Raw genomic sequence first — 25188 nt, 5'->3', positions numbered from 1 at the left:
GGCATGATCGAGGTCATCCGGCAGGGGCCTGAAACGGGGCGGTAATCGGGCAGAGCGGTCGATAGCCTGGGTCGGTGCCTCCGCGGATCCCCCATCCCGAGCCCGGTGTCCCCGACACGTCGGGGCCGCTGCGCTACATCTGGTGGCTGATCCGCTGCCAGCCGTGGCGGGTGCTGCGCGGCAGCGTGTTCGGCACGGCGTGGATGGTCGGGCTGTCGGTCCGCCCCTACCTGGTCGCCCGCGCCATCGACGACGGCCTGCGCGAGGGCGACGGGCGGGCGCTGCTGTGGTGGGTCGCCGCGATCGTGGCGGCCGGGTTCGCGCTGGCGTGGCTGGGCATCATGCGGCACCGCACGATGACGTTCATCCGGGAGGACGCCAGCGCCCGCTCCGCCGAGGTGCTGCTGCGGGCGCTCTCCCGCATCGGCGCGGTGCTCCCCCGCCGGCTGGCCGCGGGCGACGTCGCCACCGTCGGCGGGTACGACATCGTGCGCACCTCGCACGTGCTGACGCTCAGCGGCCCCGGGGTGGGCGCCGTCATCGCGTACGGGGTCGTCGCCGTGCTGCTCTGGTCGGTGGACCCGCCGCTCGCCGCGCTGGTGCTGCTGGGCGTGCCGGCGATCGCGGTGTCCGTCGGGCCGCTGCTGCGCCGCCTCGAACGCGCGGAGTCGGCCTACCGGCAGCAGCAGGGCGAGCTGACCACGCGGGCCGACGACATCGTCGCCGGCCTGCGGGTGCTCGCCGGGGTCGGCGGCCGCCACCTGTTCGCCCGCCGGTACGCGGCCCGCTCCCGGGCCCTGCGGGGCGAGGGCTACCGGGTGGGCGCGGTGGCCAGCTGGATCGACGCGCTGACGCTCACCATGCCGGGGCTCTTCCTGGCGGCCGTGGTCTGGCTCGCCGCGCGGACGGCGGCGAACGGCGACATCACCATCGGGCAGCTCGTCGCCGTCTACGGCTACACGGCCGTCCTCGTCGTGCCGGTCTGGTTCCTGCTGGAGGGCGGCTACATGCTCATCCAGGGGCGCGTCGCGGCCCGCCGCATCGTCGGCCTGCTGCGGCTGACCCCCGATCCGGCGGGCGGGCCGGTGACCGCGACCGCGCCGCGGCAGCCGGCCGAGCTGCGCGACCCGGCCACCGGGCTGGTGGTGCCGCCGGGCCGGCTGGTGGGCGTCGCCGCCGACGACCCGGCCGAGGCCGTCGCCCTGGCCGACCGGCTCGGCCGGTACGTCGCCAGCGACGTGACCTGGGGCGACGTGCCGCTGGCCGGGGTCGACCTCGACGACGTGCGCGCCCGGATCCTGGTCGCCGACCACGACAGCCACCTCTTCGCGGGCACCCTGCGGGAGCTCCTGCGCGGCCGGGCGGCGGGCGGCCACGCGCGCCCCGCCACGGCCGGCGACAACGCGGCCGGCACCGGACCTGCCCGCGCCGAGGCAGCCGGCGACGACGCCGACGTCTGGGCCGCGCTGCACGCCGCGTCGGCGCAGGACGTGGCCGACGCGCTGCCCGACGGCCTCGACACCCCGATCGGGGCCCGGGCCCGGACGCTCTCCGGCGGCCAGCGGCAGCGGGTGCGCCTCGCCCGGGCCCTGCTGGCCGAGCCGGAGGTGCTGATCCTCGTCGACCCGACGTCCGCCGTGGACGCCCACACCGAGGCGCGCATCGCGCAGCGCCTGCGCGATGCGCGGGCCGGGCGCACCACGATCGTGCTGGCCACGTCGCCGCTGCTGCTCGGGCACGCCGACACGGTCGCGCACCTGAGCGCCGGCCGGGTCGTCGCCGCCGGCACCCACGCCGACCTGCTCGCCCGCGACCCGGGCTACCGCGCGCTGGTCGCCCGCACCGAGGGCACCGCCGACGGCGAGCACGGCGAGTCCGCCGAGGGCCGGACGGCCGAGGGCACAGCGGTCGAGGGCACAGCCGTCGGGGGCCGGGCCGCCGGCGACGAGACCGTCGACGCCGGGCGGGCGCGGCGGTGACGAAGCTTCCGGTGGCGGGCCGGGCCGCCGTACGCACGGCCGCCCTCGACCTGATCGCGCGGGACCGCCGGGCCGTGGCCGTCGTGCTGGCGCTGCACGTCGCCGCGACGGTCGCCGGGCTCGGCGCGCCGTGGCTGCTCGGCCGGATCGTCGACGAGGTCTCCGCCGGGGCGGGCGTCGCCGCCGTGGACCGGCTGGCGGTGGCCATCGCCGCCTGCGTGCTGGCCCAGGGGCTGCTCTCCCGCTACGCGCAGTACGCCGGGCACCGGTTCGGCGAGCGGGCCGTCGCCCGGCTGCGCGAGGAGTTCGTCACCCGGATGCTCGCCCTGCCCGTGTCCGTGGTCGAGCGCGCCGGCACCGGTGACCTGGCCACCCGCAGTTCGGTCGACGTGACGACGGTCGGCACCACCGTGCGCGAGGTCGTGCCGACGGTCGTCATCGCCGGGACGCACCTGCTGCTGCTCTTCGCGGCGGTGTTCCTGCTGGATCCACTGCTCGGGCTCGTCGCGCTGGCCGGGCTGCCGTCCATCTGGGTGGTGACCCGCTGGTACCTGCGCCGGGCCGGGCCCGCCTACCTCGCCGAGGGGGCGGCGACGGCCGAGCTGACCGAGGCGCTGACCACCACGGCGGAGGGCGCGCGCACGATCGAGGCGCTGCGGCTGGGCGCCGATCGCGTCGCGTACGGCACCGGGCGGGTCGCCGGTGTGTGGGCGGCGCGGCGGGCCACGCTCGCGCTGCGGTCGGTGTTCTTCCCCGGGGTGGAGGGCAGCTACGCGCTGCCGATCGCCGCCGTCCTCTGTGTCGGCGGGGTCTTCCTGTCGCGCGGCATGGTCAGCCTCGGCGAGGTGGTCGCCGCGGCGCTCTACCTCCAGCAGGCGATCGACCCGCTGGACCGGCTGTTGCAGTGGGTCGAGCAGGCGCAGCGCGGCATCGCCTCGCTCGCCCGGGTCCTCGGGGTGGGGCTGGTGCCGCCGGAGCCGCGCGGGCGGGCCGACGCGCCGCACGGGCGGCGGCTGGTGGTGCGGGGCGCGCGGTTCTCGTACGCCGAGGGTCACGAGGTGCTGCACGGCATCGACCTGGCGGTCGAGCCGGGGGAACGCCTCGCCGTCGTCGGCCCCTCGGGTGCGGGGAAGTCCACCCTGGCCCGGCTGCTCGCCGGGATCGACGCCCCGCAGGAGGGGGTGGTGAGCCTCGGCGGCGTCGCGGTCACCGATCTCGACCCGGCCGAGCGGCGTCGCCGGATCGCGCTCGTCACGCAGGAGCACCACGTCTTCATCGGCTCGCTGCGCGACAACCTCGCGTTCGCCGCGCCGGACGCCACCGACGAACGCATGCTCGCGGCCCTGGACACGGTCGGCGCGGACTGGCACGCCGACCTGCCCGACGGCCTCGACACGCAGCTCGGCGACGGCGCCCGGGGCCTCGGCGCGGCGGAGGCCCAGCAGTTGGCGCTGGCCCGGCTGGTGCTGGCCGACCCGGACACGCTGATCCTCGACGAGGCGACCGCGGCACTGGACCCGACGACCGCCCGGCGCACCGAACGGGCGCTCGCGGCGGTGCTCGCCGGGCGGACCGTCATCGCCATCGCGCACCGGCTCAACACCGCGCACGACGCCGACCGGGTGGCGGTGCTGGAGGACGGGCGGATCACCGAGATCGGCGGCCACGACGAGCTGGTCGCCGCCGACGGCGTGTACGCCTCCCTGTGGCGCTCCTGGCACGGCTCGTGACGGCTGGTCGCCGGCACGCCTCGGGAAAGCCCGACGGTCTGCGCGCCGGGTGAAACCTGAGGGCGGCGCGGGGCGTCACACCCGCGCAGGGCGTCGTCCGGGAGCACCGTCCGGGGCACCCGACGGTCCCGCCGGGGCGGGTATCGTCCAGCAACCATCGTCCACGAAGGAGCCCATGTGCATCTGACTCATCCAGCGAGAACGCTGAGCCGCCTGCTGGTGTTCGTCGTGGGGGCCACCGCGCTGGTCGCGGCGCCGGCCTCGGCGGCCCCGGCGCAGAACTGGGGCCGGCCGCAGCTCCCGCCGGCCTCCGGCTGGACCCCGGTCCCCGGCGACTCCGGGGCGAAGTCGGGGCCCGCCGCCACCGTCTACGGCGGCGACCTGCACCTGTTCACCCGGGGGGCGGGCGACGCCGTCCGGGTCGACCGCTACAACCTCACCACCGACACCTGGTCGGGTTGGGCGACGGTGCCCGGCACCGCCGGGGCCAGGTCCGCGCCCGCCGCCACCATCTACGGCGGCGACCTGCACCTGTTCGCCCAAGGCGCGGGCGGCACCGTGCGCACCAACCGCTACAACACCTCCACCGACACCTGGGCCGGCTGGACCACCGTCCCCGGCACCGCCGGAGCGAAATCCGCACCCGCCACCACCATCTACGGCGGCAGCCTGCACCTGTTCACCCAAGGCGCAGGCAACACCATCCGCACCAACCGCTACAACACCTCCACCGACACCTGGGCCGGCTGGACCACCGTCCCCGGCACCGCCGGAGCGAAATCCGCACCCGCCACCACCATCTACGGCGGCGACCTGCACCTGTTCACCCAAGGCGCAGGCAACACCATCCGCACCAACCGCTACAACCCCACCACCAACGACTGGACCGGCTGGACCACCATCCCCGGCACCGCCGGAGCCAAGTCCGCACCCGCCACCACCATCTACGGCGGCGACCTGCACCTGTTCACCCAGGGCGCAGGCAACACCGTGCGGACCAACCGCTACAACCTCACCACGGGCGACTGGACCGGCTGGACCACGGTGCCCGGCCCCGCCGGGGCGCGGTCGGTGCCGGCGGCGGTCGTCTACGGCGGCGAGCTGCGGCTCTTCGTCCGCGGTGTGCAGCACCAGATCCACCAGGCGCGGTTCGGGCTGTAGCCCGTCCGGCGCGTTCACCGGTCCGGGGAGGACTGATCGTTCCTCCCCGGCCCGCTGCGCGTCTCGGCGGCACCCGTTCGGTGGCCGGCTGCGGTGCAATCCGGTGCGCTCAGGTGCAGGACAGCGCCGGCCCGCTGCCGGTGCAGGCCCCACACGTGCAACGCGCTGAGGTGGCTGAGCGCGGCCCGCCCGCCGGCCCAGGCGCAGACCGCCCGCTGGCCGAGGGCGGGGTGCAGGCGACCGAGGGCGGGCAGGGTACCCCGATCCGCCTCCTCGCTCAGCAGGCGGGCTTCGGCGAACACCTCGGGCAGCACCCGCAGCACGCGTGCTGAAGGGTCCACGGGGGCACCACCTGTGTCGCCATCGCCCTGGTGACCAGCCCGCCGCCGCGCCGCGCCAGGTCCCGCAGCACCTCGTCCATGCCGGTGACCGTGCCGACCGGCGCGGCACGGCGCAACCGGCCACCGGCCGGTCCTGTGGACGACCGCCGGGCTGTGGACGGCGCCCATCGCGGTGGAGCGTCTGCCATGGAGCCGGGCCGGCCCGGGTTGTGGAGTCATCGGTGTTTGCCTATGGTGCTCGGTAACCGGTTTCAGAAACCGGTTACCGAGGACGCACGACGGAGCGAGGGAGTCCATGGGCAGCGATCGGCTGACGGTCCGGGAGATCGCCCGGCTGGCCGGGGTGTCGGTCGCCACCGTCTCCCGGGTGTCCAACGGGGTCGGTCAGGTGTCCGAGGAGACCCGGCGGCGGGTGCAGCGGGCCATCGAGGAGCACGGCTACCGCCCCGACCACCTCGGCCGGGCCCTCGCCGCCGGCCGGCACGGCGCGGTCGGCCTGGTGTTCCCCGGGCTGTCCGGCCCGTACTTCTCGGAGCTCATCCAGGGCTTCGAGGCCGAGGCGGTGCACACCCGCACCAGCGTCCACATCCTCTGCACCCACCTGCGGGACGACTCCGACGCCCAGGTCGTGGAGATGGCCCGCCGGGTCGACGGGCTCGCCGTCTTCGGCGGCACCGTCTCCCCCGACACGCTGCGGGAGCTGGCGGCACTCGTGCCCGTCGTGGTGCTCGCCGGCGAGGGGCCGCCCGGCGTGCCGTCCGTACGCGCGGAGAACGTCGCGGCGGCGACGGCGCTGACGCGGCACCTGCTGGCCGACCACGGGCTGCGCGGGCTGGTCTTCGTGGGCGACCCGCGCAACTCGCCGGACGTGACCGGCCGCTGGGAGGGTTTCCGCGCCGCGCACCGGCAGCTCGGCCTGCCGCTGCCCCGCGCGCCGCTGCGGGTCGGCCTCGAACAGCACGACGGGGTGTTCGCCGCCGACCAGCTGCTCAGCCGGGCGGCCCCGCCGCGGGGCGTGGTCTGCGCCAACGACGAGACCGCGCTCGGCATGCTCGTCGGCGCGGCGGCCCGGGGCGTGCGGGTGCCCGCCGACCTGGTCGTCACCGGCTTCGACGACATCCCGATGGCCGCGCTCGTCAACCCGGCCCTGACGACCGTCCGGCAGCCGGTGCGCGAGCTGGCCGGGCGGACCGCGCGGCTGCTGCTGCGGGCCGCGGCGGGCGAGGCCGGGGGATCCGACGCCGCCCTGGTGCTCCCGACCGATCTCGTCGTCCGGCGCAGCTGCGGCTGCCCCGCGACCACCGGGGCCGGCCCCGCCACCGCGCACGGGCCCACCGACAGGCACACCACCACCGAGCACGACCCCACGGCTGCCGGGCACCGTCCGGCGACGGGTGCCCGCACCGCGCGGTAACCCCGGCCGTGGCGACCCATCCCCCTCAGGAGGCGCAATGAGGCACTGGAGACACGCGACGGCGGTCGTGGCCGCGCTCGCGCTGGGCGTGACCGGCTGCGGCCGGGACGACGGCGGGCCGGGCGCCGGCGGGCCCTCGGCCGGCGGGGCGGTCGCGGAGGGCAAGGCCACCGGCGAGATCACGGTCTGGGCGATGGGTGCCGAGGGGGAGAAGCTGAAGGCCCTGGCCGACGACTTCACCCGCGAGAACCCGGCGGCCAAGGTCACCGTCACCGCGTTCCCGTTCGACGCCGCCCACGACAAGCTCGCCACCGCGATCGCGGGCCGGCAGACGCCGGACGTGAGCATGATGGGCTCCACCTGGATGGGCGAGTTCGCCAAGACCGGGGCCTTGGACCCGACGCCCGCCGGGCTGTTCGACCAGGCCGCGTTCTTTCCGGGCGCGTGGGACACGACGGTGGTCGACGGCACCGCCTACGGCGTCCCCTGGTACGTCGAGACGCGGCTCATCTACCACCGCACCGACCTCGCGGCGAAGGCCGGGGTCGGCAAGCCGGCCAACTGGCAGGAGCTGACCGCGTTCGCCAAGGGGCTCAAGGAGTCCGGCGGGGCGAAGTGGGGCATCTCGCTGCAACCGGGCGGCACCGGCGCGTGGCAGTCGTTCCTGCCGTTCGCCTGGCAGGCGGGGGCGGACGTGCTGGCCGACGGGAAGTTCACCCTGGACACCCCGCAGATGCGGACGGCGCTGGAATACTACGCGTCGTTCTTCCGGCAGGGGCTCGCCCCGAGCCAGGTCGCGCCGGGCGCGCAGGAGAGCGGCTTCGTCTCCGGAGACATCGGGGCGTTCGTCTCCGGCCCCTGGCACATGAGCATCCTGCGCGAGCAGGGCGGCGCGGCGCTGGAGGGCAAGTGGGACGTCGCGCCGATGCCCCGCGAGAAGGCGGGCACCTCGTTCATCGGCGGCGCTGACCTGGTGGTCTACCGGGACACCGACAACCGCGACACGGCCTGGAAGTTCGTCCGGTACCTCACCTCGCCGGCCGCCCAGCAGAAGCTCTACGACCTGGTGGGCAGCCTCCCGGCGGTGACGGCGACCTGGCAGTCGGGCAAGCTCGCCGACGACCCGCTGCTCAAGGCGTTCGGCGCGCAGCTCGCCGACGCCAAGTCGCCGCCGGCGATGGCCACCTGGGAGCAGGTCGCCGACGTCATCGACGACGGCATCGAGCGGGTGGTGCGGGGCGTGACCGACCCGGCCACCGCCACCCGGGAGATGCAGGCCAAGGCGTCGGCCATCGGCACCGGGAGCTGAGGTGGCGTCCGCCCCCGCGCGGCGGGCCGCCCCCACCGGCGGCGCGCCGCCCGAGCGGCCCGCCCCCGGGCGGCCGGGCCCGCGCGGCAGCACCGGCAGGCGCCCCGGCCGGCGCGGCGTCACCCGCCGCCAGCGGGTCGCGGGGTGGGGCCTGGCGCTGCCGTTCCTGCTGATCTTCGCCGTGTTCATGGCGGGCCCCGTGCTGGCCTCGGCCGCCATGAGCTTCACCGACCTGCGCAGCGCCGACCTGCGGGACCCGCTCGCGGTCGACCCGGTGGGCGTGGACAACTACGTGCGGCTGCTCGGCGACGAGACGCTGCGGCGGGCCGCCGCCAACACCGCGTGGTTCGTGCTGCTCGGCGTGCCGCTGACGATGGTGCTGGGGCTGGCCGCGGCCGTCGCCCTCGACGCGGGGATCAGCCGGTTCCGCACGTTCTTCCGGGTCGGCTACTACCTGCCGGTGGTCACCAGCATCGTCGCCGTGGCCGTGGTCTGGCGGTTCCTGCTCGAACCGGACAGCGGGCTCGTCAACACGCTGCTCGCCCGCCTCGGCGTCGACGGTCCGGCGTGGCTGTCCGACACCCGCACGGCGCTGCCGTCGCTGGTGGTGATGGCGGCCTGGCGGAACATGGGCTTCCTGATGGTGGTCTTCCTCGCCGGCCTCCAGGCGATCCCCGGCGAGCTGCACGAGGCGGCGGCCATCGACGGCTGCGGGGCCTGGGCGCGGTTCCGGCACGTCACCCTGCCCCTGCTGCGCCCCACGCTGCTCTTCGGCGGGGTGGTGACCGGCATCGGCTACCTGCAGTTCTTCGAGGAGCCGTTCGTGATGACGGGCGGCGGGCCGCTGGACAGCACCCTGTCGGTGGCCTTCTACATCTACCAGCAGTTCGGCTTCGGCAACTACAGCTACGCGGCGGCGATCGCGTACGTGCTGTTCGTCGCCGTCGTCGGGCTCACCGCCGCGCAGTTCCGGCTGATGCGGTCGAAGACGTGAGGAGGGTGCCGTGACGACGACCGCGAAGAAACGGGAGCGGGGCCAACCCTGGGTGTACGTGGTGCTGGCCGGCGGCCTCGTGGTCCTGGTGGGCCCGTTCGTGTGGATGCTGCTCGGCTCGGTCAAGCCGGACGCGGAGATCCGCCGGGTGCCGCCGACCTGGCTGCCGGAGGCGCCCACGCTCGACAACTACCGCCACCTGTTCACCGAGCTGGACTTCCCGGCGTTCTTCCTCAACAGCGTGCTGGTGGCCGGTGCCGTCACCGTGGGCAACCTCGTGTTCTGCTCGATGCTCGGCTACGCCCTGGCGAAGCTGGAGTTCCCCGGCCGGCGCGTGGTGTTCGCGCTGGTGCTCGGGATGCTGATGGTGCCGGGCATGGTCACCTTCGTGCCGCTGTTCATGCTCGTGAGCCGGCTCGGGCTGGTGGACAGCTACGCCGGGCTGATCCTGCCGTGGCTGGCCAGCCCGTTCGGGGTGTTCCTGATGCGCCAGTTCATGACCGGGCTGCCCGACGACCTGATCCAGGCCGCCCGGGTCGACGGCGCGGGTGAGCTGCGGATCTTCGCCCGGGTCGTGCTGCCGCTGTGCGGGCCGGCCCTGGCCACCCTCGGCATCCTGACGTTCCTGTCGTCGTGGAACAACTTCCTCTGGCCGCTGGTCGTCGCGCAGTCGGAGGACCGGTACACCCTGCCGGTGGCGCTGGCCCTGTACGCGATCGGCGAGAACAACACCCGCTACGGCCTGCTGATGGCGGGTTCGGTGGCCGTCATCGTGCCGGTCCTGCTGGTGTTCGTCGCGCTGCAGCGGCACTTCGTCCAGGGCATCGCCACGACCGGCCTGAAGTGACCTCAGGCCACCTCGACTGACCTGACCGGCCCCAAGTGAGGAGTGTCCTCGTGCGATCCAGGTCCCATCCGTTCCGCACCGCGGCGGTGCTGCTGGCCCTCGGGCTGACCGCCACCGTCGCCCCGCCGGCCGCGGCCGCGCCGCCGACAGCCGCGCCCGCCGGGTCACCGGCCGCCGCGCTGCGGCAGTACGCCGCCGACACCTGGCGGTCGATGGCCGCCATGGTCGACCCGGGCACCGGGCTGGCGGCCGACAACGTCGGCGGCGACCTCGACCCGGCCGACCGCGCCGGCTACACGTCGCCGACCAACGTCGGCGCGTACCTGTGGAGCACCGTGGCGGCCCGGGAGACCGGCCTCGTCAGCGCCGGCCAGGCCCGCGACCGCATCGCCCGCACCCTCGCCACGCTGAGCCGGCTGGAGGTCCACGAGCCGTCCGGCATGTACTACAACTGGTACGACCCGGCGACCGGCGCGAAGCTGACCACCTGGCCCGTCGACGGCAGCGCCGTGCACCCGTTCCTGTCCAGCGTGGACAACGGCTGGCTCGCCATGGCGCTGACGGTGGTGCGGCAGGCGGTGCCGGAGCTGGCGGGCCGCGCCGACGCGCTGCTGCGCCGGATGGACTTCGGCTACTACTACGACCCGGCGCAGCGGCAGATCCGCGGCGGCTTCTGGGTCGAGCCGCCGCCGGGCTGCTCGCTGGCCGGCAACTACCGCACCGGGCCGGACGTGTTCTACACCTGCCACCACTACGGCGCGTTCAACACCGAGCCGCGCATCGCCAGCTACCTCGGCATCGCCGCCGGGCAGATCCCGCCGGAGCACTACTTCGGCACCTACCGCACGTTCGACCCGGAGGGCTGCGACTGGGCGTGGACGGAGCAGCGGGCCGTCGGTCAGTGGCGCACGTACCTGGGCGTGCGGGTGTTCGAGGGCGCCTACCGCTACCGGGGGTTGCAGCTCGTGCCGAGCTGGGGCGGGTCGATGTTCGAGGCGCTGATGGTGCCGCTGTTCGTGCCCGAGGACCGGTGGGGCCCACGCAGCTGGGCGGTCAACCACCCGACGTACGTGCGGGCGCAGATCGAGCACGGGCTGCGGGAGGCCGGCTACGGCTACTGGGGCTTCTCCCCCGCCAACGACCCCGACGGCGGCTACCGGGAGTACGGCGTGGACCAGCTCGGCATGGACGGGCCGGGCTACACCTCCGACCAGGAGCGCACCTCGGTCGACCCCGGTTACGGCGAGTGCCGCCCCGCCCAGCCGCCGCCGTCGGGCTACGGCCGGGGCGTGGTCACCCCGCACGCGTCCTTCCTGGCGCTGCGCTACGCGCCCGACGACGCCCTGCGCAACCTGGCGAACCTGCGACGGGACTTCGACGCGTACGGGCCGGGCGGGTTCTACGACTCCGTCGACGTGACCACCGGCCGGGTGTCGAAGCGCTACCTCGCGCTGGACCAGGGCATGGCGATGGCGGCGCTGGGCAACGCCCTGGCCCACGACGTGCTGCGCCGGCCGTTCGAGCAGGGGCCGATGCAGCAGCGGGTCGCACCGCTGATGCGGATGGAGGAGTTCTCCCTCCCGCACGGCGGGGGGCAGCGATGACGGGCCGCCACGAGGCCGCGGGCCACCTCGCCGGGGGCCTCGAGGCGGGCGGCGGGGGCCACGACGCGGGCACGGGCTCGGCCGCCCGCACCGACGCCCGGGGCGACTGGACGCGGCGCATCGCGCTGCGCAGCGACGAGCGCGGGGCGGCGGGCGGCACCCCGGACCTGCCGCCGCCGGCCGGGCTGGCGGCGGTCGCCGGGGTGGGCCACGTGCGGCTGTCCTGGTCGCCGGTGCCCGACGCCGTCGGCTACCTGGTGCACCGGGCCCCGCTGCGCGACGGGCGGCCCGCCGGCCCGTTCGCCCCGGTCGACCACCAGGGCGGCGACGTGCTCGCCGTGCCCGACACCTGGTACGTCGACACCACCGGCGAGCCCGGCCGGTCCTACGCGTACGCCGTGGCCGCCGTGCCCGAGGTGACCGTCACCGGTGAGCTGGGCGACCCGGTCGTCGCCGCCGCGTTGCCGGCCGCCGACGGCCCGCCGCCGACGGTGGACGTGCGCGTCGACGCCGCCGCGCCGGGCACGCCGCTGCACCGACCCTGGCAGCCGATGATCGGCAGCGAGCGGCTGTCGCAGCTGCTCTGCGCCGACACCAGCGGCGGCCGGGAGATCGGGGCGGAACTGCTGGCGGCCCTGCGCCGCGTCCGCGCGGAGGTGGGCGTCGAGGCCGTGCGGGCGCACGCGATCCTGCACGACGACCTGGGCGTCTACCGGGAGGTCGACGGCCGGCCGGTGCACGACTTCACCCGCGTGGACCGCGTCTACGACCTGCTGTGCTCGGCCGGGCTGCGGCCGGTCGTGGAGATCGGCTTCATGCCCCGCGACCTGGCCCGCGACCCGGAGCGGACGGTGTTCGCCTACCGGGGGGTCATCTCGCCGCCGAAGGACTGGGACCGCTGGGCGGAGCTGGTCCGCGCGCTCGTCGCGCACCTGCTCGACCGGTACGGCGAGGCGGTCCTCGGCTGGGACTTCGAGGTGTGGAACGAGGCCAACCTGGAGGTGTTCTGGGCCGGCACCCGCGAGGAGTGGATGCGGCTGTACGAGGTCACCGCCCGCGCGGTCAAGGACGTCGACCCCCGCATCGCCGTGGGCGGGCCGTCGTCGGCCGCCGCCGGCTGGGTCGACGCCCTGCTGGAACACGCCGCGCGTACGGGCACACCGGTCGACTTCGTCTCCACCCACACGTACGGCAGCCCGCCGCTGGACCTGCGGCCCACCCTGCGCCGGCTCGGTTTCCCGCACGCCCGGCTGTTGTGGACGGAGTGGGGCGTCACGCCCACCCACTTCCACCCGGTCAACGACGGCGCGTCGGCGGCGACGTTCCTGCTCGGCGGCATGCGGTCGGCCGCCGGGCGGGTCGACGCCCTGTCCTACTGGGTGGCCAGCGACCACTTCGAGGAGCTGGGCCGGCCGCCCCGGCTGCTGCACGGCGGGTTCGGCCTGATCACCGTCGGCGGCATCGCCAAGCCCCGCTACCACGCCCTGCGGATGCTCGCCCGCCTCGGCGACACGGAGCTGCCGGTGCGGGCGTCCGGCGACGGCGCGGACGGCCTGGTGCAGGCGTGGGCGAGCCGGCACGCCGACGGCGGTCTCGCCGTGCTGGTCTGGGTGTCGACGCTCGACCAGTCGAAGCGCGACGGCGATCCGGCGCTGGCCCGCCGGGTCCGGTTGGGCGTGGCCGGCGGGCCCGGCGGCGGCGTGACGGTGACCCGGCTCGACCGCGAGCACGGCGACGTCACCACCCTCGCGGGCCGGCTCGGCGTCGGGGACTGGCCGACCGGCGGGCAGTGGGACGCGCTGCGGGCCGCCGACGCGCTGCCGGCGGAGCCCGTCGAGCCGGACGTGGCCGGCGGGGTGGCGACGGTGGAGCTGCTGGTGCCCCAGCCGGGCGCCGTGCTCGTCGAGTTCGCGCCGCCGGAGCCGGCGGGTCGAGCCACCGGGCCGGCGACGGCGGGCTGAGGCTGGCCGAGCCGGCGGCTCGGGGCGGGGCGGGGTCACACGGCGAGCGCGGCCCGGACGGCGTGCTCGGCGGTGGCCCCGCCGTCGCCGGTCGAGGTGACCCGGCCCGACTCCAGCACGTAGTAGCGCTGGGCGACCCGCAGGGCGAAGCCGAGGTGCTGCTCCACGAGGAGCACCTGGATGCCGGCGCGGGCGGTCAGCTCGACGACGCGGTCCTGGATCTCGGCGACCACCGAGGGCTGGATGCCCTCGGTGGGCTCGTCGAGCAGCAGCAGCTTCGGCCGGGTGACCAGCGCCCGGGCGATGGCGAGCTGCTGGCGCTGGCCGCCGGAGAGCAGCCCGGCCCGGCGGCGCAGCAGCGGGCGCAGCGCCGGGAACAGGTCGAGCGCCTCGGCGGTGGCCGCCGCGCCGTCGCGCCGGCCGTCGGCGACCAGCCGCAGGTTCTCCCCCGCCGTCAGGTGCGGGAAGCACTGCTGGCCCTGCGGCACGTACGCCATGCCCCGGGCGACCCGCTGGTGCGGGGCGAGCCGGGTGACGTCCTCCCCGGCCAGCTCGACGGTGCCGGCGCGGGGCCGCAGCAGGCCCACCGCGACCCGCAGCAGGGTGCTCTTGCCGGCCCCGTTGTGGCCCAGCACGGCGGCGACGCCGTCGGCGGGGACGGCGAGGTCCACGCCGTGCAGCACCTCGCTGCGTCCGTACCCGGCGTGCACGCCGCGCAGTGTCAACATCACGCCTCCGTGGGAGCGTCGACGGGGTGGCCGAGGTAGACCTCCTGCACCCGGGGGTCGGCCTGGACCTGGGCGACGGTGCCCTCGCTGAGCACGCGCCCGGCGTGCAGCACGGTCACGGTGCGGGCGAAGCGGCGCAGGAAGTCCATGTCGTGTTCGATGACGACGACGGTGCGGTCCCGGCTGACGGTCTCCAGCAGGGCGCCGGTGGCGTCGCGCTCGTCGTGGCTCATCCCGGCGACCGGCTCGTCGAGCAGCAGCAGCCGGGCGTCGGAGACGAGCAGCATGCCGATCTCCAGCCACTGTTTCTGCCCGTGGGCGAGGGTGCCGGCGAGGTGGTCGGCCCGGTCGGCGAGGCCGATGGTGTCCAGGGCGGCGACGACCTCGTCGGGCAGCCGCCGCCGGCGGCGGGCCAGCGTCCACCAGCTCCGCCCGGCGCCGGCGGCGATGTCGAGGTTCTGCGCGACGGTCAGCTCCTCGAACACGGCGGCGGTCTGGAAGGTGCGGCCGACACCGAGGCGGGCGATGCGGTGCACGTCCCGGCCGAGCAGTTCCCGGTCGCCGAAGTGGACCGAGCCGGTGGCCCGGACCAGCCCGGTGACGGCGTCGACGAGGGTGGTCTTGCCCGCGCCGTTGGGCCCGATGAGGAAGCGCAGGTCACCGGCGGGCACGTCCAGGTCGACGCCGTCGACGGCGGTGAAGCCGTCGAAGCTGACCCGCAGGCCCCGCACGCGCAGGCCGCCGCTCTGTGCGTCGGTCATGCCGCCGGCACCTCCGTCCGGGTCCGGCCGCTGCGGGCGGGCGGGATGCGCCGCCACCACGGCGGCCGGTCGGGCGTCGCGCGCCGGGTGCGCCGCAGCGCCCACAGCGACGCCAGGCCGCCGGGGAGGAACGCGACCACCAGCACGAACAGCAACCCCTGCAGGTACGTCCAGGTGCCCGGGAACCGCTCGGACAAGGCGGTACGCGCCCAGGCCACCGCGACCGCGCCGAGCACCGGGCCGAGCAGGGTGGCCCGCCCGCCGACGGCGACGCCGATGACGAACTCGATGGACGGCACGATGCCGATCAGGGCGGGCGAGATGATGCCGACGGCGGGGACGAACAGCGCCCCGGCGAGGCCGGCCATGCCGGCGGCGACCACGTACGCGACGACCTTGACGGTGGCCGGGTCGTAGCCGAGGAACCGGACCCGCTCCTCGCCGTCGCGCACGGCCACCAGCAGCTCGCCGTAGCGGCTGTGGATGAGCTGGCGGGCCAGGGCGAGCAGCCCCAGCAGGGCGGCGGCGATCAGGAAGTAGACGGTGCGCTGGTTGACCGGGTCGTCGAGGTCGTAGCCGAAGAAGCCCTGGATGTCGGTCAGGCCGTTGGTGCCGCCGGTGGTGCCCTGCTGGCCCACCAGCAGGATCACCATGGCGGCGGCGAGGGCCTGGCTGAGGATGGCGAAGTAGGCGCCCCGCACGCGGCGGCGGAAGACCAGCGAGCCGAGCCCGAAGGCGACGGCCATGGGCAGCAGCACGGTGGCGGGCAGGGCGAACCAGGGGCTGGCGAACGGCCGCCACCACCACGGCAGCTCGTCGAGCTGCCCGTACAGCTGCATGAAGTCGGGCAGCGCGCCGGGGCCCGCGTCGGCGAGCTTGAGGTGCATGGCCATCGCGTAGCCGCCGAGGCCGAAGAAGACGCCCTGGCCGAGGGTGAGCATGCCGCCGCGCCCCCAGGCGATGCCGATGCCGACGGCGACCATGGCGACGCACAGGTACTTGGCCAGCAGAGCCAGCCGGAAGTCCGACAGCACCAGGGGGGCCGCGCCGAACAGCAGCGCCGCGCCGGCGGCGAAGCCGAGCGCCGCGCGGGCCCGGCCGCCGGTGCGGCGCGCGGGCGGCGGCGGTGGCGGCGCGGCGGGCTCGTCGGCGGCGGTGGCCGGGCCGGTGACGGTGGTCATGCGAGGCTCCTGGTACGCAGGGTGAACAGGCCCTGTGGCCGCCACTGGAGGAACGCGACGATCGCCACGAAGACGATCACCTTGGCGACGCTGAGGGTGGTGAGGTATTCACCGGTGGCCTGGAGCACGCCGAGGGCGAAGGCGACGATCACGCTGCCCTTGAGCTGGCCGATGCCGCCGACCACGACCACCAGGAAGGCGTCGATGATGAGGTTGGTGCCCATCGTCGGGCCGATCGGCCCGAGCAGGGTCAGCGCGACCCCGGCGACGCCGGCCAGGCCGGAGCCGACGAAGAAGGTGGTGCGGTCGACCCGGGCGGTGGCGATGCCGGAGACGGCGGCGAGGTCGCGGTTCTGCACCACGGCGCGGATGCGGCGGCCCAGCGGGGTGAGCCGCAGCGCGAGGGTCAGCGCCACCACGGCCGCCACGGCGAGGCCGAGGATGAACAGCCGGTTGTTGGCGACGGTGACGCCGCCGGGCAGCGCCACGTTGCCGGTGAGCAGCGCGGGCGCGCGGGTCTGCACGTTGGGGCTGCCGAAGATGTCCCGGGCCGCCTGCTGGAGCATCAGCGACACGCCCCAGGTGACGAGCAGGGTGTCCAGGGGCCGGGCGTAGAGGCGGCGGATGAGCAGCACCTCCAGCAGCACCCCGAGCGCGCCGGCCACCGCGAAGGCGACGGGCAGGGCGACCAGCAGCGACCAGCCGGCCGAGGTGATCGTCTGCTGGAGCACGTAGGTGGTGTAGGCGCCGGCCATGATGAACTCGCCGTGGGCCATGTTGATGACGTTCATCTGGCCGAAGGTGAGCGCGAGCCCGAGCGCGACGAGCAGCAGGACCGCGCCGATGCTGACGCCGGTGAAGAGCTGTCCGAACAGGACTGTCACGGTTGCTCCGAGGAGGGGTGGGGCCCGGGCGGCGCGGGGCCGCCCGGGCCGGGTGGTCAGCTCAGGCCGGTCGCCCAGGGGTAGCTCTTGAGGTACGGGTCGGGCTTGATCGGCTGGCCGGAGTTCCACACCTCGGTGATCAGCCCGTCCGCGCCGACCTTGCCGATCCGGGCGGTCTTGGCGATGTGCTGGGTCGGGCCGTCCACGGTGACCAGGCCCTCGGGTGCCTCGTAGGTGATGCCGTCGGCGGCGGCGCGGACCTTCTCCACGTCGAAGGAGCCGGCCTTGGTGACCATCTCCTTCCACAGGTACACGGCGACGTACGCGGCCTCCATCGGGTCGCTGGTCGGCTTGTCCGCGCCGTACTTCGCCTTGTACGCGGCGACGAACTTCGCGTTCGCCCCGCCCGGGGTGGTCTGGTAGTAGTTCCAGGCGGTCAACTGGTCCTTGAGGTACTGGGTGCCGATGCCCTTGACCTCCTCCTCGGCGATCGACACGGACACCACGGGCATGCTGGTCGCGTTGAGCCCGGCGGACGTGTATTCCTTGAAGAACGCCACGTTGCTGTCGCCGTTGAGGGTGTTGAACACGGCGTCGGCCTTGGCCGACTTCACCTTGTTGACGATGGTGCCGAACTCGGTGGAGCCGAGCGGGGCGTAGTCCTCGCCGAGGACGGTCATCCCGTTGGCCTTCGCGTACGCCTTGATGATCTTGTTGGCCGTACGGGGGAAGACGTAGTCGCTGCCCACGAGGTAGACCGACTTCTTGCCCTGCGCCTTGAGGTAGTCCAGGCCGGGGACGATCTGCTGGTTGGTCGTCGCGCCGGTGTAGAAGATGTAGGGCGACTGTTCCAGGCCCTCGTACTGCACCGGGTAGAACAGCAGCGCCTTGTTCTTCTCGAACACCGGCTTGACGGCCTTGCGGCTGGCCGAGGTCCAGCAGCCGAAGACGGCGGCGACGCGGTCCTCGGAGATGAGCTTCTCGGCCTTCTCGGCGAAGGTCGGCCAGTCCGAGGCGCCGTCCTCGCCGACCGGCACGATCTTCTTGCCGAGGACGCCGCCGGCCGCGTTGATCTCCTCCACGGCGAGCATGATCGAGTCGCGGACGGTGACCTCGCTGATGGCCATGGTGCCGGAGAGCGAGTTGAGCAGGCCCACCTTGACGGTGTCGCCCGAGACGTCGGCGCTGACGCCCGTTCCCGACGTGCTGTCGGAGGTCTTGCTGCCGCACGCGGCCAGCGCGGACGCGACGACGAAGGCCATGGTGCCGGCCAGGATGCGGCGGCCCCGGAACAGTGACATGCAATCTCCCCTGCGGTGAGCGTGGAGCGACGACCACCGGCCCTGCCGGGCCGGGCTGCATTGCCATTGGTGATTGGTGAAGCGGTGCGGTCACAGGTGTTGCGTCGGGCGGAAAGGCCGGCCGGCGGGTGGGACGCCGGCCGATCATCCGCAGTGGACGTCGGGCTGGGCAAAGCCTCGGCTCGATTCATTGCGGCCACGTTTCCCGGCCCTTAATTGCCTGTTTCCCGAACGGCCGGTAAGGCCAGCTCAGGGGCCGGAAAGCAGCAAAGGCCGCCACCATCTCCGGGGAACTCACGGAGAATGGTGACGGCCCACATCAGACAATCGGAAGAACGGTCGCCCGCGCGCCGGAATCGCATTTCGACGGAACGGGGGGCGGGCCAGTTACTTCCTGCGTGAAGGATTTTAGCGGGGTCCCCCGGCCGGCTGTCAAGCGCCCCTACAGCTCCGCCAGCACCGCGAAGTCGAGCCCGTCGGCCTCGGCCAGGTAGATCCGCTGGCGCACGTGCCGCCCCCGCAGCCGCAGCTCCCCCCGCGGCCCCTGGTAGGACACCGCGTCGGCGGCGGCCCCGATCGCCCGCACGTCCAGCGTGCGGGCCCGGGCGATCAGCGCCGCCAGCAGCATCACGCCCTCGTAGCAGGACTCCCCCAGGCTGCCCAGCGGCGGCGCCTCCACCCCGAACCGGCGGGCGAACGCCCCGTGGAAGTCGAGGTTCTCCCGGGTGACCAGGCCGGCGAAGAACCCGGCCGTGCTGTACAACCGGCGGGTCGCGCCCGCCCCGCTGGCCAGCAGCATGTTCTCGTCCATCAGCGTGCTCAGCCGCAGGCAGCGCTGGTCCAGCCCGCCGCGGGCGAACGCCCGGTTGAACCGCACCGCGTCCGCGCCGACCAGCAGCATCAGCACCCCGTCCGCCTCGGACTGCTCGACGGCGCGCAGGACGGGGCCGAAGTCGTGGGTGCCCAGCGGCAGGAACCGCTGCCCGCACACCCGCGCCCCGCTGCGCAGCGCGTACCGCTGGGCGGCGCGGGCCGTGCGGCGCGGCCACACGTAGTCGTTGCCCACCACGTACCACCGGCGCACGCCCTGCTCACGGGCCAGCAGCCGCATCGCCGGCCAGAGCTGCGCGTCGGGCGTCTCGCTGGTCAGGAAGACCCCCTCGGTGCGCTCGCCGCCCTCGTAGAGCGCCGTGTAGACGTACGGCACCCGGTGCGCGACGCGCGGGGCCACCGCCTGCCGCACCGACGAGATGTGCCAGCCGGTCACCCCCTGCACCGCGCCGGTCGACACCAGCGCCTCCACCTCGGCGGCCACCTCGGCCGGCGGGGCGCCGCCGTCGACGGGCACCAGCCGCAGCTCGCGGCCGAGCACCCCGCCGGCGCGGTTGATCTCCTCCACCGCGAGCTGGGCGCAGAGCTCGCAGGTCGGGCCGAACATTCCGGCGGGCCCCCGCATCGGGTAGACCAGCGCGACGCTGACCACCGACCGGTCCACGGTGAGCCAGGGCGCGGGAAGGTGGAGCGTCTGCCCCGGCTGGGGATGCGGCGCACCAGCCGGACGCCCTGCCGGCACGGACATGACGCCATGATTGCCGCCGGCCGGTGCCCACACCAGACCCGGTCAGGATGCGGGACCTTTTCGGTACGATGACAGCCCCACCGAACGGGGGAGAGTCATGCCCGAGGTGCCCGCGACGCCCGTCGACCTGCTGCGTGCGCTGACCCGTGCCGAGCGGCTGCTCGCCCGGCGGGTCGGCGGTGTCCTGGCCGCCGAGGGCCTCACCGTGGAGGCCTGGCGGGTGCTGTGCCTGCTCGCCGACGGGCAGGGGCACCCGATGAGCGAGGTCGCCGCCGAGGAGTCCCTGCCGCCGGGGACGCTGACCAAGCTGGTCGACCAGCTCGTCGACCAGAACCTGGTCTACCGGCGGATCGACCCGCAGGACCGGCGGCGCATCCGCGCGTACCTGACCGCCCGGGGCCGCCGCGAGCAGGAACGCGTCGATGCCCTGGTCCGGGCGGACCTGGCCGACCTGACCACCGACGACCTCGCGCTGGCCGGGGCGCTGGCCGCGCTGGTCGACCGGCTGGGCGCCGGCCGCCCGGTCGGCGCGGCGGTCGGGGCCCGCGCCCGCTGACCCCCGCCGCTGACGCCCGGAGCCGCCGCCCCGGGCCGGCCACATCCCGCGCCGGTCCGCTCAGGCCGGGGTGAGCCGCTCGCGCAGGGTGTGCGCGTCGGCGGCGGTGGCGGTGAGCAGCGCCGCCGGGCCGCCGGCCAGCGCCAGCCAGGCCACCGCGCCGCCGTCGCCGGTCACCGGCCGCGCCCGGGGGACGGGCAGCCCGCCCGGCTCGCCCCTGGGGCGGGGCGGCCCGGGCGGGACGTCCGGCCCCACCACCAGCAGCGAGCCGGTCGCCGGGGCCCCGCCGAGCACGGCCGGGCCCGCCCAGCCGGGCGCGGACGGGCCGACCGCCGTCGACTGACGCAGCAGCGGCCGGCCGCCGTGGTCGACCGACGTGCGGACGACGGCGTCGCCCGGTGACTCGCCGTACCGGCCGCAGATCAGCTCGTCGCGCCAGGTCAGCCGGGCCCCGGCGGCCAGCTCGACCCGCGACTCGGCGACGTGGTCGCAGCCGGCCGCCGCGACGAGCTGCTCCGGCACCCAGTGCAGGGTGCCCCCGTCGTGCACCACCGCGTGCACCCGCATCCGGGACGCCGCCGCCCCGGGCCGGCCGGGCAGGGCCACCGAGGCGGCCACGCTGCCGACGCGCAGCGCCGCCCCGGGGCCCACCTCCACCTCCAGCAGCAGGTCGTCGCCGCCGAGCGGGCCCGCCGCGCCGCCCACCACGTACACCGTGGCGACCCCACCCTCGGCGGCGGTGGACCGCAGCAGCAGCGGCGACTCGCCGCGCAGCTCCGTGAGGCGGGTCCCGCCGCGACCGTCGGCCCGCGCCACCACCCGGGCCCGCGCGCGCATCAGGCGACGGCCACGGCGGCCCGGTGGTGGGCCAGCTCGTGCCGGATCCACCCGGCCACCCGGGTCGCCTCCGGGTCGCCGACGATGGACAGGAAGACCGTCGGCAGGTCGCCGCGCCGGGCCCGCGCGTCGCGGTCCATCACGTCGAGGTCCGCGCCGACCATCGGCGCGAGGTCCGTCTTGTTGATCACCAGGAGGTCGGCGGCGGTGACGCCGGGCCCGCCCTTGCGCGGCACCTTGTCGCCGCCGGCCACGTCGACCACGAAGATCTGCCGGTCGATCAGGCCCCGGCTGAACGTGGCGGTCAGGTTGTCCCCGCCGCTCTCCACGAGCACCAGGTCCAGCGGGCCGACCGCCTCGCACAGCTCGTCGATCGCGTCGAGGTTCGCGCCGATGTCGTCGCGGATCGCCGTGTGCGGGCAGCAGCCCGTCTCCACCGCCCGGATCCGGGCCGGGTCGAGCACCCCGGCCCGGCGCAGGAAGTCCGCGTCCTCGGTGGTGTAGATGTCGTTGGTGACCACGCCGAGACGCAGCTCGGTGGCGAACGCCCGGCACAGCGCGGCCACCAGGGCGGTCTTGCCCGAGCCGACCGGCCCGCCGATGCCGATGCGCAGCGGCCGGGCCGCCGGCGGCAGCGGGGCGTGCGGGTCGACCCCGGGCTCGGGGTGGGTGTGGGGGACGTCCTCGTCGTGCGACGAGGTCAGGGCAACGGATTCAGGACGCAAAGAGACGCACCTCCCAGGTGGTGTGGACTTCGGCGTGGATGTCGGTGAGGGGGGCCGAGCCGGCCGGCAGCCACTCCGGCGGCCCGTCGGCGGCGGCCACCGCCCGCGCCGCCGTGGCGTCGACGTCGGCCGTCAGGGCGGCGAGCAGCCCGTGCACGCGGTACGGGTCGAGGCCGAGCAGCCGCACCGCCGCGCTCGCCGGGCCGGTCACCGACCCGTACGCGGCGGCGGTGGCCAGCTCGGCCGGGTCGAGGCCGGCGGCCGACCCGACCAGCCCGAGCACCAGCGGCTGGTGCGGCCCGGTCGGGTCGGCGGGCAGGGCGGCGAACGGCCCACCCGGCCACAGCGCCCGCCCGGCGCGCAGCAGGGCCCGGCCCTGCCGGCGGGAGACCGCGCGCAGCGCCGGGGCGGCCGTGCGGGCGTCCAGCTCGGCGTCGAGCCGGGCCAGCGCGGGGCCGGGGTCACCGGCCGCCGCCGCCCGGTGCGCCGCCACCGCGAACGCGGCGGCGACCAGCCCGCCGGTGGCCAGCCGGCCGACCAGGAAGCCGCGCAGCGACGCCAGGTCGGTGACCAGGCCGGCGGCGACGGCGGCCTCCAGCCCGGCGGAGTGGGCGTGCGCGCCGGCCGGGAACCGCCCGTCGGCGAGCAGGAGCAGCATGCTCGTCATCGTCGTCAGAACAGGTGGTAGAGCTGGGCCATCGGCAGCTCCGGCACCGGGTCCGGCTCGACCACCTCGCCGTCGATGCGGACGGTGAAGGTGTCCGGGTCGACCTCGATGCGCGGCATGGCCCCGTTCTCGGGCAGGTCGACCTTGCCCCGCGACCGCACGTCGGCGACGGGGACCAGCGGCCGGCGCACGTCGAGGCGGAGGCCGGCCTCCAGCGCCGCCGGGGCCACGAACGCGACGCTGGTCGCCGCCGGCACCACGCCGTGCGCGCCGAACATCGGCCGGGGCAGCACCGGCTGCGGCGTCGGAATCGACGCGTTCGCGTCGCCCATCTGCGCGTACGCGATCATGCCGCCCTTGAGCACCAGGTGCGGGCGTACGCCGAAGAACGCCGGGTCCCACAGCACCAGGTCGGCGAGCTTGCCCGGCTCCACCGAGCCGACCTCGCGTTCCAGGCCGTTGGCCATCGCCGCGCAGATGGTGTACTTCGCGACGTAGCGGCGGGCCCGGCGGTTGTCGGCGCGCCCGTCGCCGGGCAGCGCGCCCACCCGCCGCTTCATCACGTGGGCGCTCTGCCAGGTGCGGGTGATCACCTCGCCGATGCGCCCCATCGCCTGCGAATCGGAGCCGATGATGGAGATCGCGCCGAGGTCGTGCAGCAGGTCCTCGGCGGCCATCGTCGACGGGCGGATCCGGCTCTCCGCGAACGCCAGGTCCTCCGGCACCGCCGGGTTGAGGTGGTGGCAGACCATCAGCATGTCGAGGTGCTCGGCGAGGGTGTTGCGGGTGTACGGGCGGGTCGGGTTCGTCGACGACGGCAGCACGTTCGGCTCGCTGGCGACGGTGATGATGTCCGGCGCGTGCCCGCCGCCCGCCCCCTCCGTGTGGTACGAGTGGATGGCCCGGCCGGCGATCGCGCGCAGCGTGTCGGCGACGAACCCGGCCTCGTTGAGGGTGTCGGTGTGGATGGAGACCTGCACGCCGGAGGCGTCGGCCACCCGCAGGCAGGCGTCGATGGCCGCCGGGGTGGTCCCCCAGTCCTCGTGCAGCTTGAACCCGCCCGCGCCGGCCCGCAGCTGCTCCCACAGCGCCTCCTCGGAGACGGTGTTGCCCTTGCCGAGCAGCAGCACGTTCACCGGGAACGCGTCCAACGCCTCGTGCATCCGGGCCAGGTGCCAGGCGTTCGGGGTGACCGTGGTGGCGCGGGTGCCCTCGGCCGGGCCGGTGCCCCCGCCCACGAGCGTGGTGATGCCGCTGGTCAGCGCCTCGTGCACGAGCTGCGGGCAGATGAAGTGCACGTGGGTGTCGACCGCCCCGGCGGTGAGGATGCGCCCGTTGCCGGCGATCACCTCGGTCGCCGGGCCGATCACCAGGTCCGGGTGGACGCCCGGCATCGTGTCGGGGTTGCCGGCCCGGCCGAGCGCGACGATCCGGCCGTCGCGCAGCCCGACGTCGGCCTTGACCACGCCCCAGTGGTCGAGCACCACCGCGCCGGTGATCACCGTGTCGAGGGCGCCCTCGGCGCGGGTGGCCCGGGACTGGCCCATCGACTCCCGGATCACCTTGCCGCCGCCGAAGACCATCTCGTCGCCGCCGACGCAGTGGTCGACCTCCACCTCGATGAGCAGGTCGGTGTCGGCGAGCCGGATCCGGTCGCCCGTGGTGGGCCCGTACAGGTCGAGGTAGCGCCGCCGGTCGAGTTCGCTCACCGGTCCGACCCCCCGTCCGGCCGGTCGACGACGGCCGGGCCCGCGTCCAGCGGGCCGGCGACCTCGCCGCGCAGGCCGGCGACGATGCGGGCCCCGCCCAGCGGCACCAGCTCCACCTGGCGGCTGACCCCCGGCTCGAAGCGCACGGACGTGCCGGCGGGCACGGCGAGCCGTTGGCCGTAGGCGGCGGCGCGGTCGAAGCGCAGGCCGGGGTTGGCCTCGGCGAAGTGGTAGTGCGAGCCGACCTGGACCGGCCGGTCGGCGGTGTTGACCACCAGCAGGGTGGTCACCGGCAGGCCGGCGTTGATCTCGACCGGGCCGTCGCCGGGCAGCACCTCCCCGGGGATCACGGGATCGGGTGGTGCACCGTCACCAACTTGGTGCCGTCCGGGAACGTCGCCTCCACCTGCACCTCCTTCAGCAGCTCGGGGACACCGTCGAGCACGTCGTCGCGGCCGAGCACGCCGCGACCGGCCGACATCAGGTCCACGACCGACCGCCCGTCGCGCGCGCCCTCCAGCAGGAACGCGGTGATGATGGCGACGGCTTCGGGATAGTTGAGGCGCAGGCCGCGCTCGCGGCGGCGACGGGCGACGTCCGCCGCGACGTGCACGAGCAGGCGATCCTGCTCGTGGGGGCTGAGGAACACGGAAACCTCCGGGCGGTCCGGCGTGCACGCTCCCGCAGTCGCGGCGCGCATCGACGGGCGCCGGACGAGAGGGGGTCACACGTGACCGCCGCCGGCCGTCGGCGGTTCGCCCCGGGACCCCACCGGCCCCGGCCCGATCCTACGGCCGCGCAGCGGTGTGGGGGCTGGGAACGGACCGCACCGCCAACCGCTGACCAGACCGTAGAGGATCGCCGGGCACGGTCGCAACGGCCGGGGCGACGACATGGCGCGGCTCACCGCCCCACCCCAC

General features: G+C 75.2%; 23 protein-coding genes. 10 read left to right on the top strand and 13 right to left on the bottom strand.

Annotated features, from left to right (window positions below; all coding sequences use genetic code 11):
• Positions 1-74 precede the first annotated feature (74 nt).
• From TK50_RS14580 to TK50_RS35430, 3 genes are all read left to right on the top strand, one after another.
• Positions 75-1979, top strand: coding sequence for an ABC transporter ATP-binding protein (locus TK50_RS14580; RefSeq protein WP_082106321.1), 1905 nt, complete (start codon positions 75-77; stop codon positions 1977-1979).
• The gene (locus TK50_RS14575; RefSeq protein WP_043963245.1) at positions 1976-3709 is read left to right on the top strand and encodes an ABC transporter ATP-binding protein; all 1734 of its coding nucleotides are present in this window, start codon (positions 1976-1978) and stop codon (positions 3707-3709) included. Before TK50_RS14580 ends, TK50_RS14575 begins: the two co-directional genes overlap by 4 nt.
• Before the next feature lie 177 nt (positions 3710-3886).
• The gene (locus TK50_RS35430) at positions 3887-4870 is read left to right on the top strand and encodes a DUF8189 domain-containing protein (RefSeq protein WP_144420242.1); all 984 of its coding nucleotides are present in this window, start codon (positions 3887-3889) and stop codon (positions 4868-4870) included.
• A gap of 14 nt (positions 4871-4884) precedes the next feature.
• Here TK50_RS35430 and TK50_RS14565 read toward each other — a convergent pair whose 3' ends face one another.
• Positions 4885-5211, bottom strand: coding sequence for a hypothetical protein (locus TK50_RS14565; protein WP_144420241.1), 327 nt, complete (start codon positions 5209-5211; stop codon positions 4885-4887).
• A 295-nt stretch (positions 5212-5506) separates the two neighbouring features.
• On the opposite strand from TK50_RS14565, the gene TK50_RS14560 reads away from it, so the two are divergent.
• The 6 genes from TK50_RS14560 to TK50_RS14535 are packed head-to-tail and all read left to right on the top strand — an operon-like array spanning position 5507 to position 13340.
• Positions 5507-6625: a LacI family DNA-binding transcriptional regulator gene (locus tag TK50_RS14560; RefSeq protein ID WP_063838573.1), complete on the top strand. Its 1119-nt coding sequence runs from the start codon at positions 5507-5509 to the stop codon at positions 6623-6625.
• A gap of 37 nt (positions 6626-6662) precedes the next feature.
• Positions 6663-7934: a sugar ABC transporter substrate-binding protein gene (locus TK50_RS14555; protein ID WP_043963242.1), complete on the top strand. Its 1272-nt coding sequence runs from the start codon at positions 6663-6665 to the stop codon at positions 7932-7934.
• Between the two features lies 1 nt (position 7935).
• Positions 7936-8928, top strand: coding sequence for a carbohydrate ABC transporter permease (locus TK50_RS14550; RefSeq protein WP_082106320.1), 993 nt, complete (start codon positions 7936-7938; stop codon positions 8926-8928).
• Between the two features lie 10 nt (positions 8929-8938).
• A complete protein-coding gene (locus tag TK50_RS14545; protein ID WP_043963241.1) occupies positions 8939-9775 on the top strand; it encodes a carbohydrate ABC transporter permease in 837 nt (278 codons plus the stop codon).
• Positions 9776-9825: 50 nt separating this feature from the next.
• Complete coding sequence (locus tag TK50_RS14540; RefSeq protein ID WP_043963240.1) at positions 9826-11379, top strand: glucoamylase family protein; 1554 nt, start codon at positions 9826-9828, stop codon at positions 11377-11379.
• Complete coding sequence (locus tag TK50_RS14535) at positions 11376-13340, top strand: GH39 family glycosyl hydrolase (protein WP_082106318.1); 1965 nt, start codon at positions 11376-11378, stop codon at positions 13338-13340. The genes TK50_RS14540 and TK50_RS14535 overlap by 4 nt, the downstream gene beginning before the upstream one ends.
• Positions 13341-13375: 35 nt before the next feature.
• Here the strand turns inward: TK50_RS14535 and urtE are convergent, their stop codons facing one another.
• The 6 genes from urtE to TK50_RS14505 form a co-directional block, all read right to left on the bottom strand.
• Positions 13376-14068, bottom strand: coding sequence for an urea ABC transporter ATP-binding subunit UrtE (urtE, locus tag TK50_RS14530; protein WP_043963239.1), 693 nt, complete (start codon positions 14066-14068; stop codon positions 13376-13378).
• Positions 14068-14829 carry an urea ABC transporter ATP-binding protein UrtD gene (urtD, locus tag TK50_RS14525; RefSeq protein WP_043964559.1) on the bottom strand — a complete coding sequence of 254 codons (762 nt, stop codon included), beginning with the start codon at positions 14827-14829 and terminating at the stop codon, positions 14068-14070. The genes urtE and urtD overlap by 1 nt, the downstream gene beginning before the upstream one ends.
• Positions 14826-16010: an urea ABC transporter permease subunit UrtC gene (urtC, locus tag TK50_RS14520; protein ID WP_043963238.1), complete on the bottom strand. Its 1185-nt coding sequence runs from the start codon at positions 16008-16010 to the stop codon at positions 14826-14828. The genes urtD and urtC overlap by 4 nt, the downstream gene beginning before the upstream one ends.
• Positions 16007-16894, bottom strand: coding sequence for an urea ABC transporter permease subunit UrtB (gene urtB / locus TK50_RS14515; protein WP_043963236.1), 888 nt, complete (start codon positions 16892-16894; stop codon positions 16007-16009). Before urtB ends, urtC begins: the two co-directional genes overlap by 4 nt.
• Before the next feature lie 56 nt (positions 16895-16950).
• On the bottom strand, positions 16951-18195 hold the full coding sequence (urtA, locus tag TK50_RS14510) for an urea ABC transporter substrate-binding protein (RefSeq protein ID WP_199486028.1): 1245 nt from the start codon (positions 18193-18195) through the stop codon (positions 16951-16953).
• A gap of 442 nt (positions 18196-18637) precedes the next feature.
• Positions 18638-19774, bottom strand: coding sequence for a substrate-binding domain-containing protein (locus tag TK50_RS14505; protein ID WP_043963235.1), 1137 nt, complete (start codon positions 19772-19774; stop codon positions 18638-18640).
• A gap of 97 nt (positions 19775-19871) precedes the next feature.
• Here TK50_RS14505 and TK50_RS14500 point away from each other — a divergent pair, with 97 nt between their 5' ends.
• The gene (locus TK50_RS14500) at positions 19872-20330 is read left to right on the top strand and encodes a MarR family winged helix-turn-helix transcriptional regulator (protein ID WP_043963234.1); all 459 of its coding nucleotides are present in this window, start codon (positions 19872-19874) and stop codon (positions 20328-20330) included.
• A 60-nt stretch (positions 20331-20390) separates the two neighbouring features.
• On the opposite strand, the gene TK50_RS14495 is transcribed toward TK50_RS14500, so the two are convergent.
• Genes TK50_RS14495 through TK50_RS14470 form a run of 6 tightly spaced genes read right to left on the bottom strand, consistent with a single transcriptional unit; the run spans position 20391 to position 24917 of the window.
• On the bottom strand, positions 20391-21167 hold the full coding sequence (locus TK50_RS14495) for an urease accessory protein UreD (RefSeq protein ID WP_043963233.1): 777 nt from the start codon (positions 21165-21167) through the stop codon (positions 20391-20393).
• Positions 21167-21892, bottom strand: a complete 726-nt coding sequence (ureG, locus tag TK50_RS14490) for an urease accessory protein UreG (RefSeq protein ID WP_043963232.1) — start codon at positions 21890-21892, stop codon at positions 21167-21169. The genes TK50_RS14495 and ureG overlap by 1 nt, the downstream gene beginning before the upstream one ends.
• Positions 21882-22559 (bottom strand): urease accessory protein UreF, encoded by a 678-nt coding sequence (locus tag TK50_RS14485; RefSeq protein ID WP_043963231.1) that lies wholly within the window; start codon positions 22557-22559, stop codon positions 21882-21884. The genes ureG and TK50_RS14485 overlap by 11 nt, the downstream gene beginning before the upstream one ends.
• A gap of 5 nt (positions 22560-22564) precedes the next feature.
• Entirely contained in the window at positions 22565-24268 is a 1704-nt protein-coding gene (locus TK50_RS14480; protein WP_043963230.1) for an urease subunit alpha, read from the bottom strand.
• Entirely contained in the window at positions 24265-24618 is a 354-nt protein-coding gene (locus tag TK50_RS14475) for an urease subunit beta (RefSeq protein WP_043963229.1), read from the bottom strand. The genes TK50_RS14480 and TK50_RS14475 overlap by 4 nt, the downstream gene beginning before the upstream one ends.
• Positions 24615-24917 carry an urease subunit gamma gene (locus tag TK50_RS14470; RefSeq protein WP_043963228.1) on the bottom strand — a complete coding sequence of 101 codons (303 nt, stop codon included), beginning with the start codon at positions 24915-24917 and terminating at the stop codon, positions 24615-24617. The genes TK50_RS14475 and TK50_RS14470 overlap by 4 nt, the downstream gene beginning before the upstream one ends.
• Positions 24918-25188: the final 271 nt, after the last annotated feature.

Origin of the sequence: Micromonospora haikouensis (assembly GCF_000876225.1) — a bacterium.
GTDB lineage: Bacteria > Actinomycetota > Actinomycetes > Mycobacteriales > Micromonosporaceae > Micromonospora > Micromonospora haikouensis.
This window is presented reverse-complemented; position numbering and strand designations above follow the sequence as displayed.

Coding starts and splice junctions, on each gene's coding strand:
- TK50_RS14560 (WP_063838573.1), top strand. CDS start 5,507: ATGGGCAGCGATCGGCTGACGGTCCGGGAGATCGCCCGGCTGGCCGGG.
- TK50_RS14555 (WP_043963242.1), top strand. CDS start 6,663: ATGAGGCACTGGAGACACGCGACGGCGGTCGTGGCCGCGCTCGCGCTG.
- TK50_RS14535 (WP_082106318.1), top strand. CDS start 11,376: ATGACGGGCCGCCACGAGGCCGCGGGCCACCTCGCCGGGGGCCTCGAG.
- urtE (WP_043963239.1), bottom strand. CDS start 14,068: ATGTTGACACTGCGCGGCGTGCACGCCGGGTACGGACGCAGCGAGGTG.
- urtD (WP_043964559.1), bottom strand. CDS start 14,829: ATGACCGACGCACAGAGCGGCGGCCTGCGCGTGCGGGGCCTGCGGGTC.
- urtC (WP_043963238.1), bottom strand. CDS start 16,010: ATGACCACCGTCACCGGCCCGGCCACCGCCGCCGACGAGCCCGCCGCG.
- urtA (WP_199486028.1), bottom strand. CDS start 18,195: ATGTCACTGTTCCGGGGCCGCCGCATCCTGGCCGGCACCATGGCCTTC.
- TK50_RS14505 (WP_043963235.1), bottom strand. CDS start 19,774: ATGTCCGTGCCGGCAGGGCGTCCGGCTGGTGCGCCGCATCCCCAGCCG.
- TK50_RS14500 (WP_043963234.1), top strand. CDS start 19,872: ATGCCCGAGGTGCCCGCGACGCCCGTCGACCTGCTGCGTGCGCTGACC.
- TK50_RS14495 (WP_043963233.1), bottom strand. CDS start 21,167: ATGCGCGCGCGGGCCCGGGTGGTGGCGCGGGCCGACGGTCGCGGCGGG.
- TK50_RS14485 (WP_043963231.1), bottom strand. CDS start 22,559: ATGACGAGCATGCTGCTCCTGCTCGCCGACGGGCGGTTCCCGGCCGGC.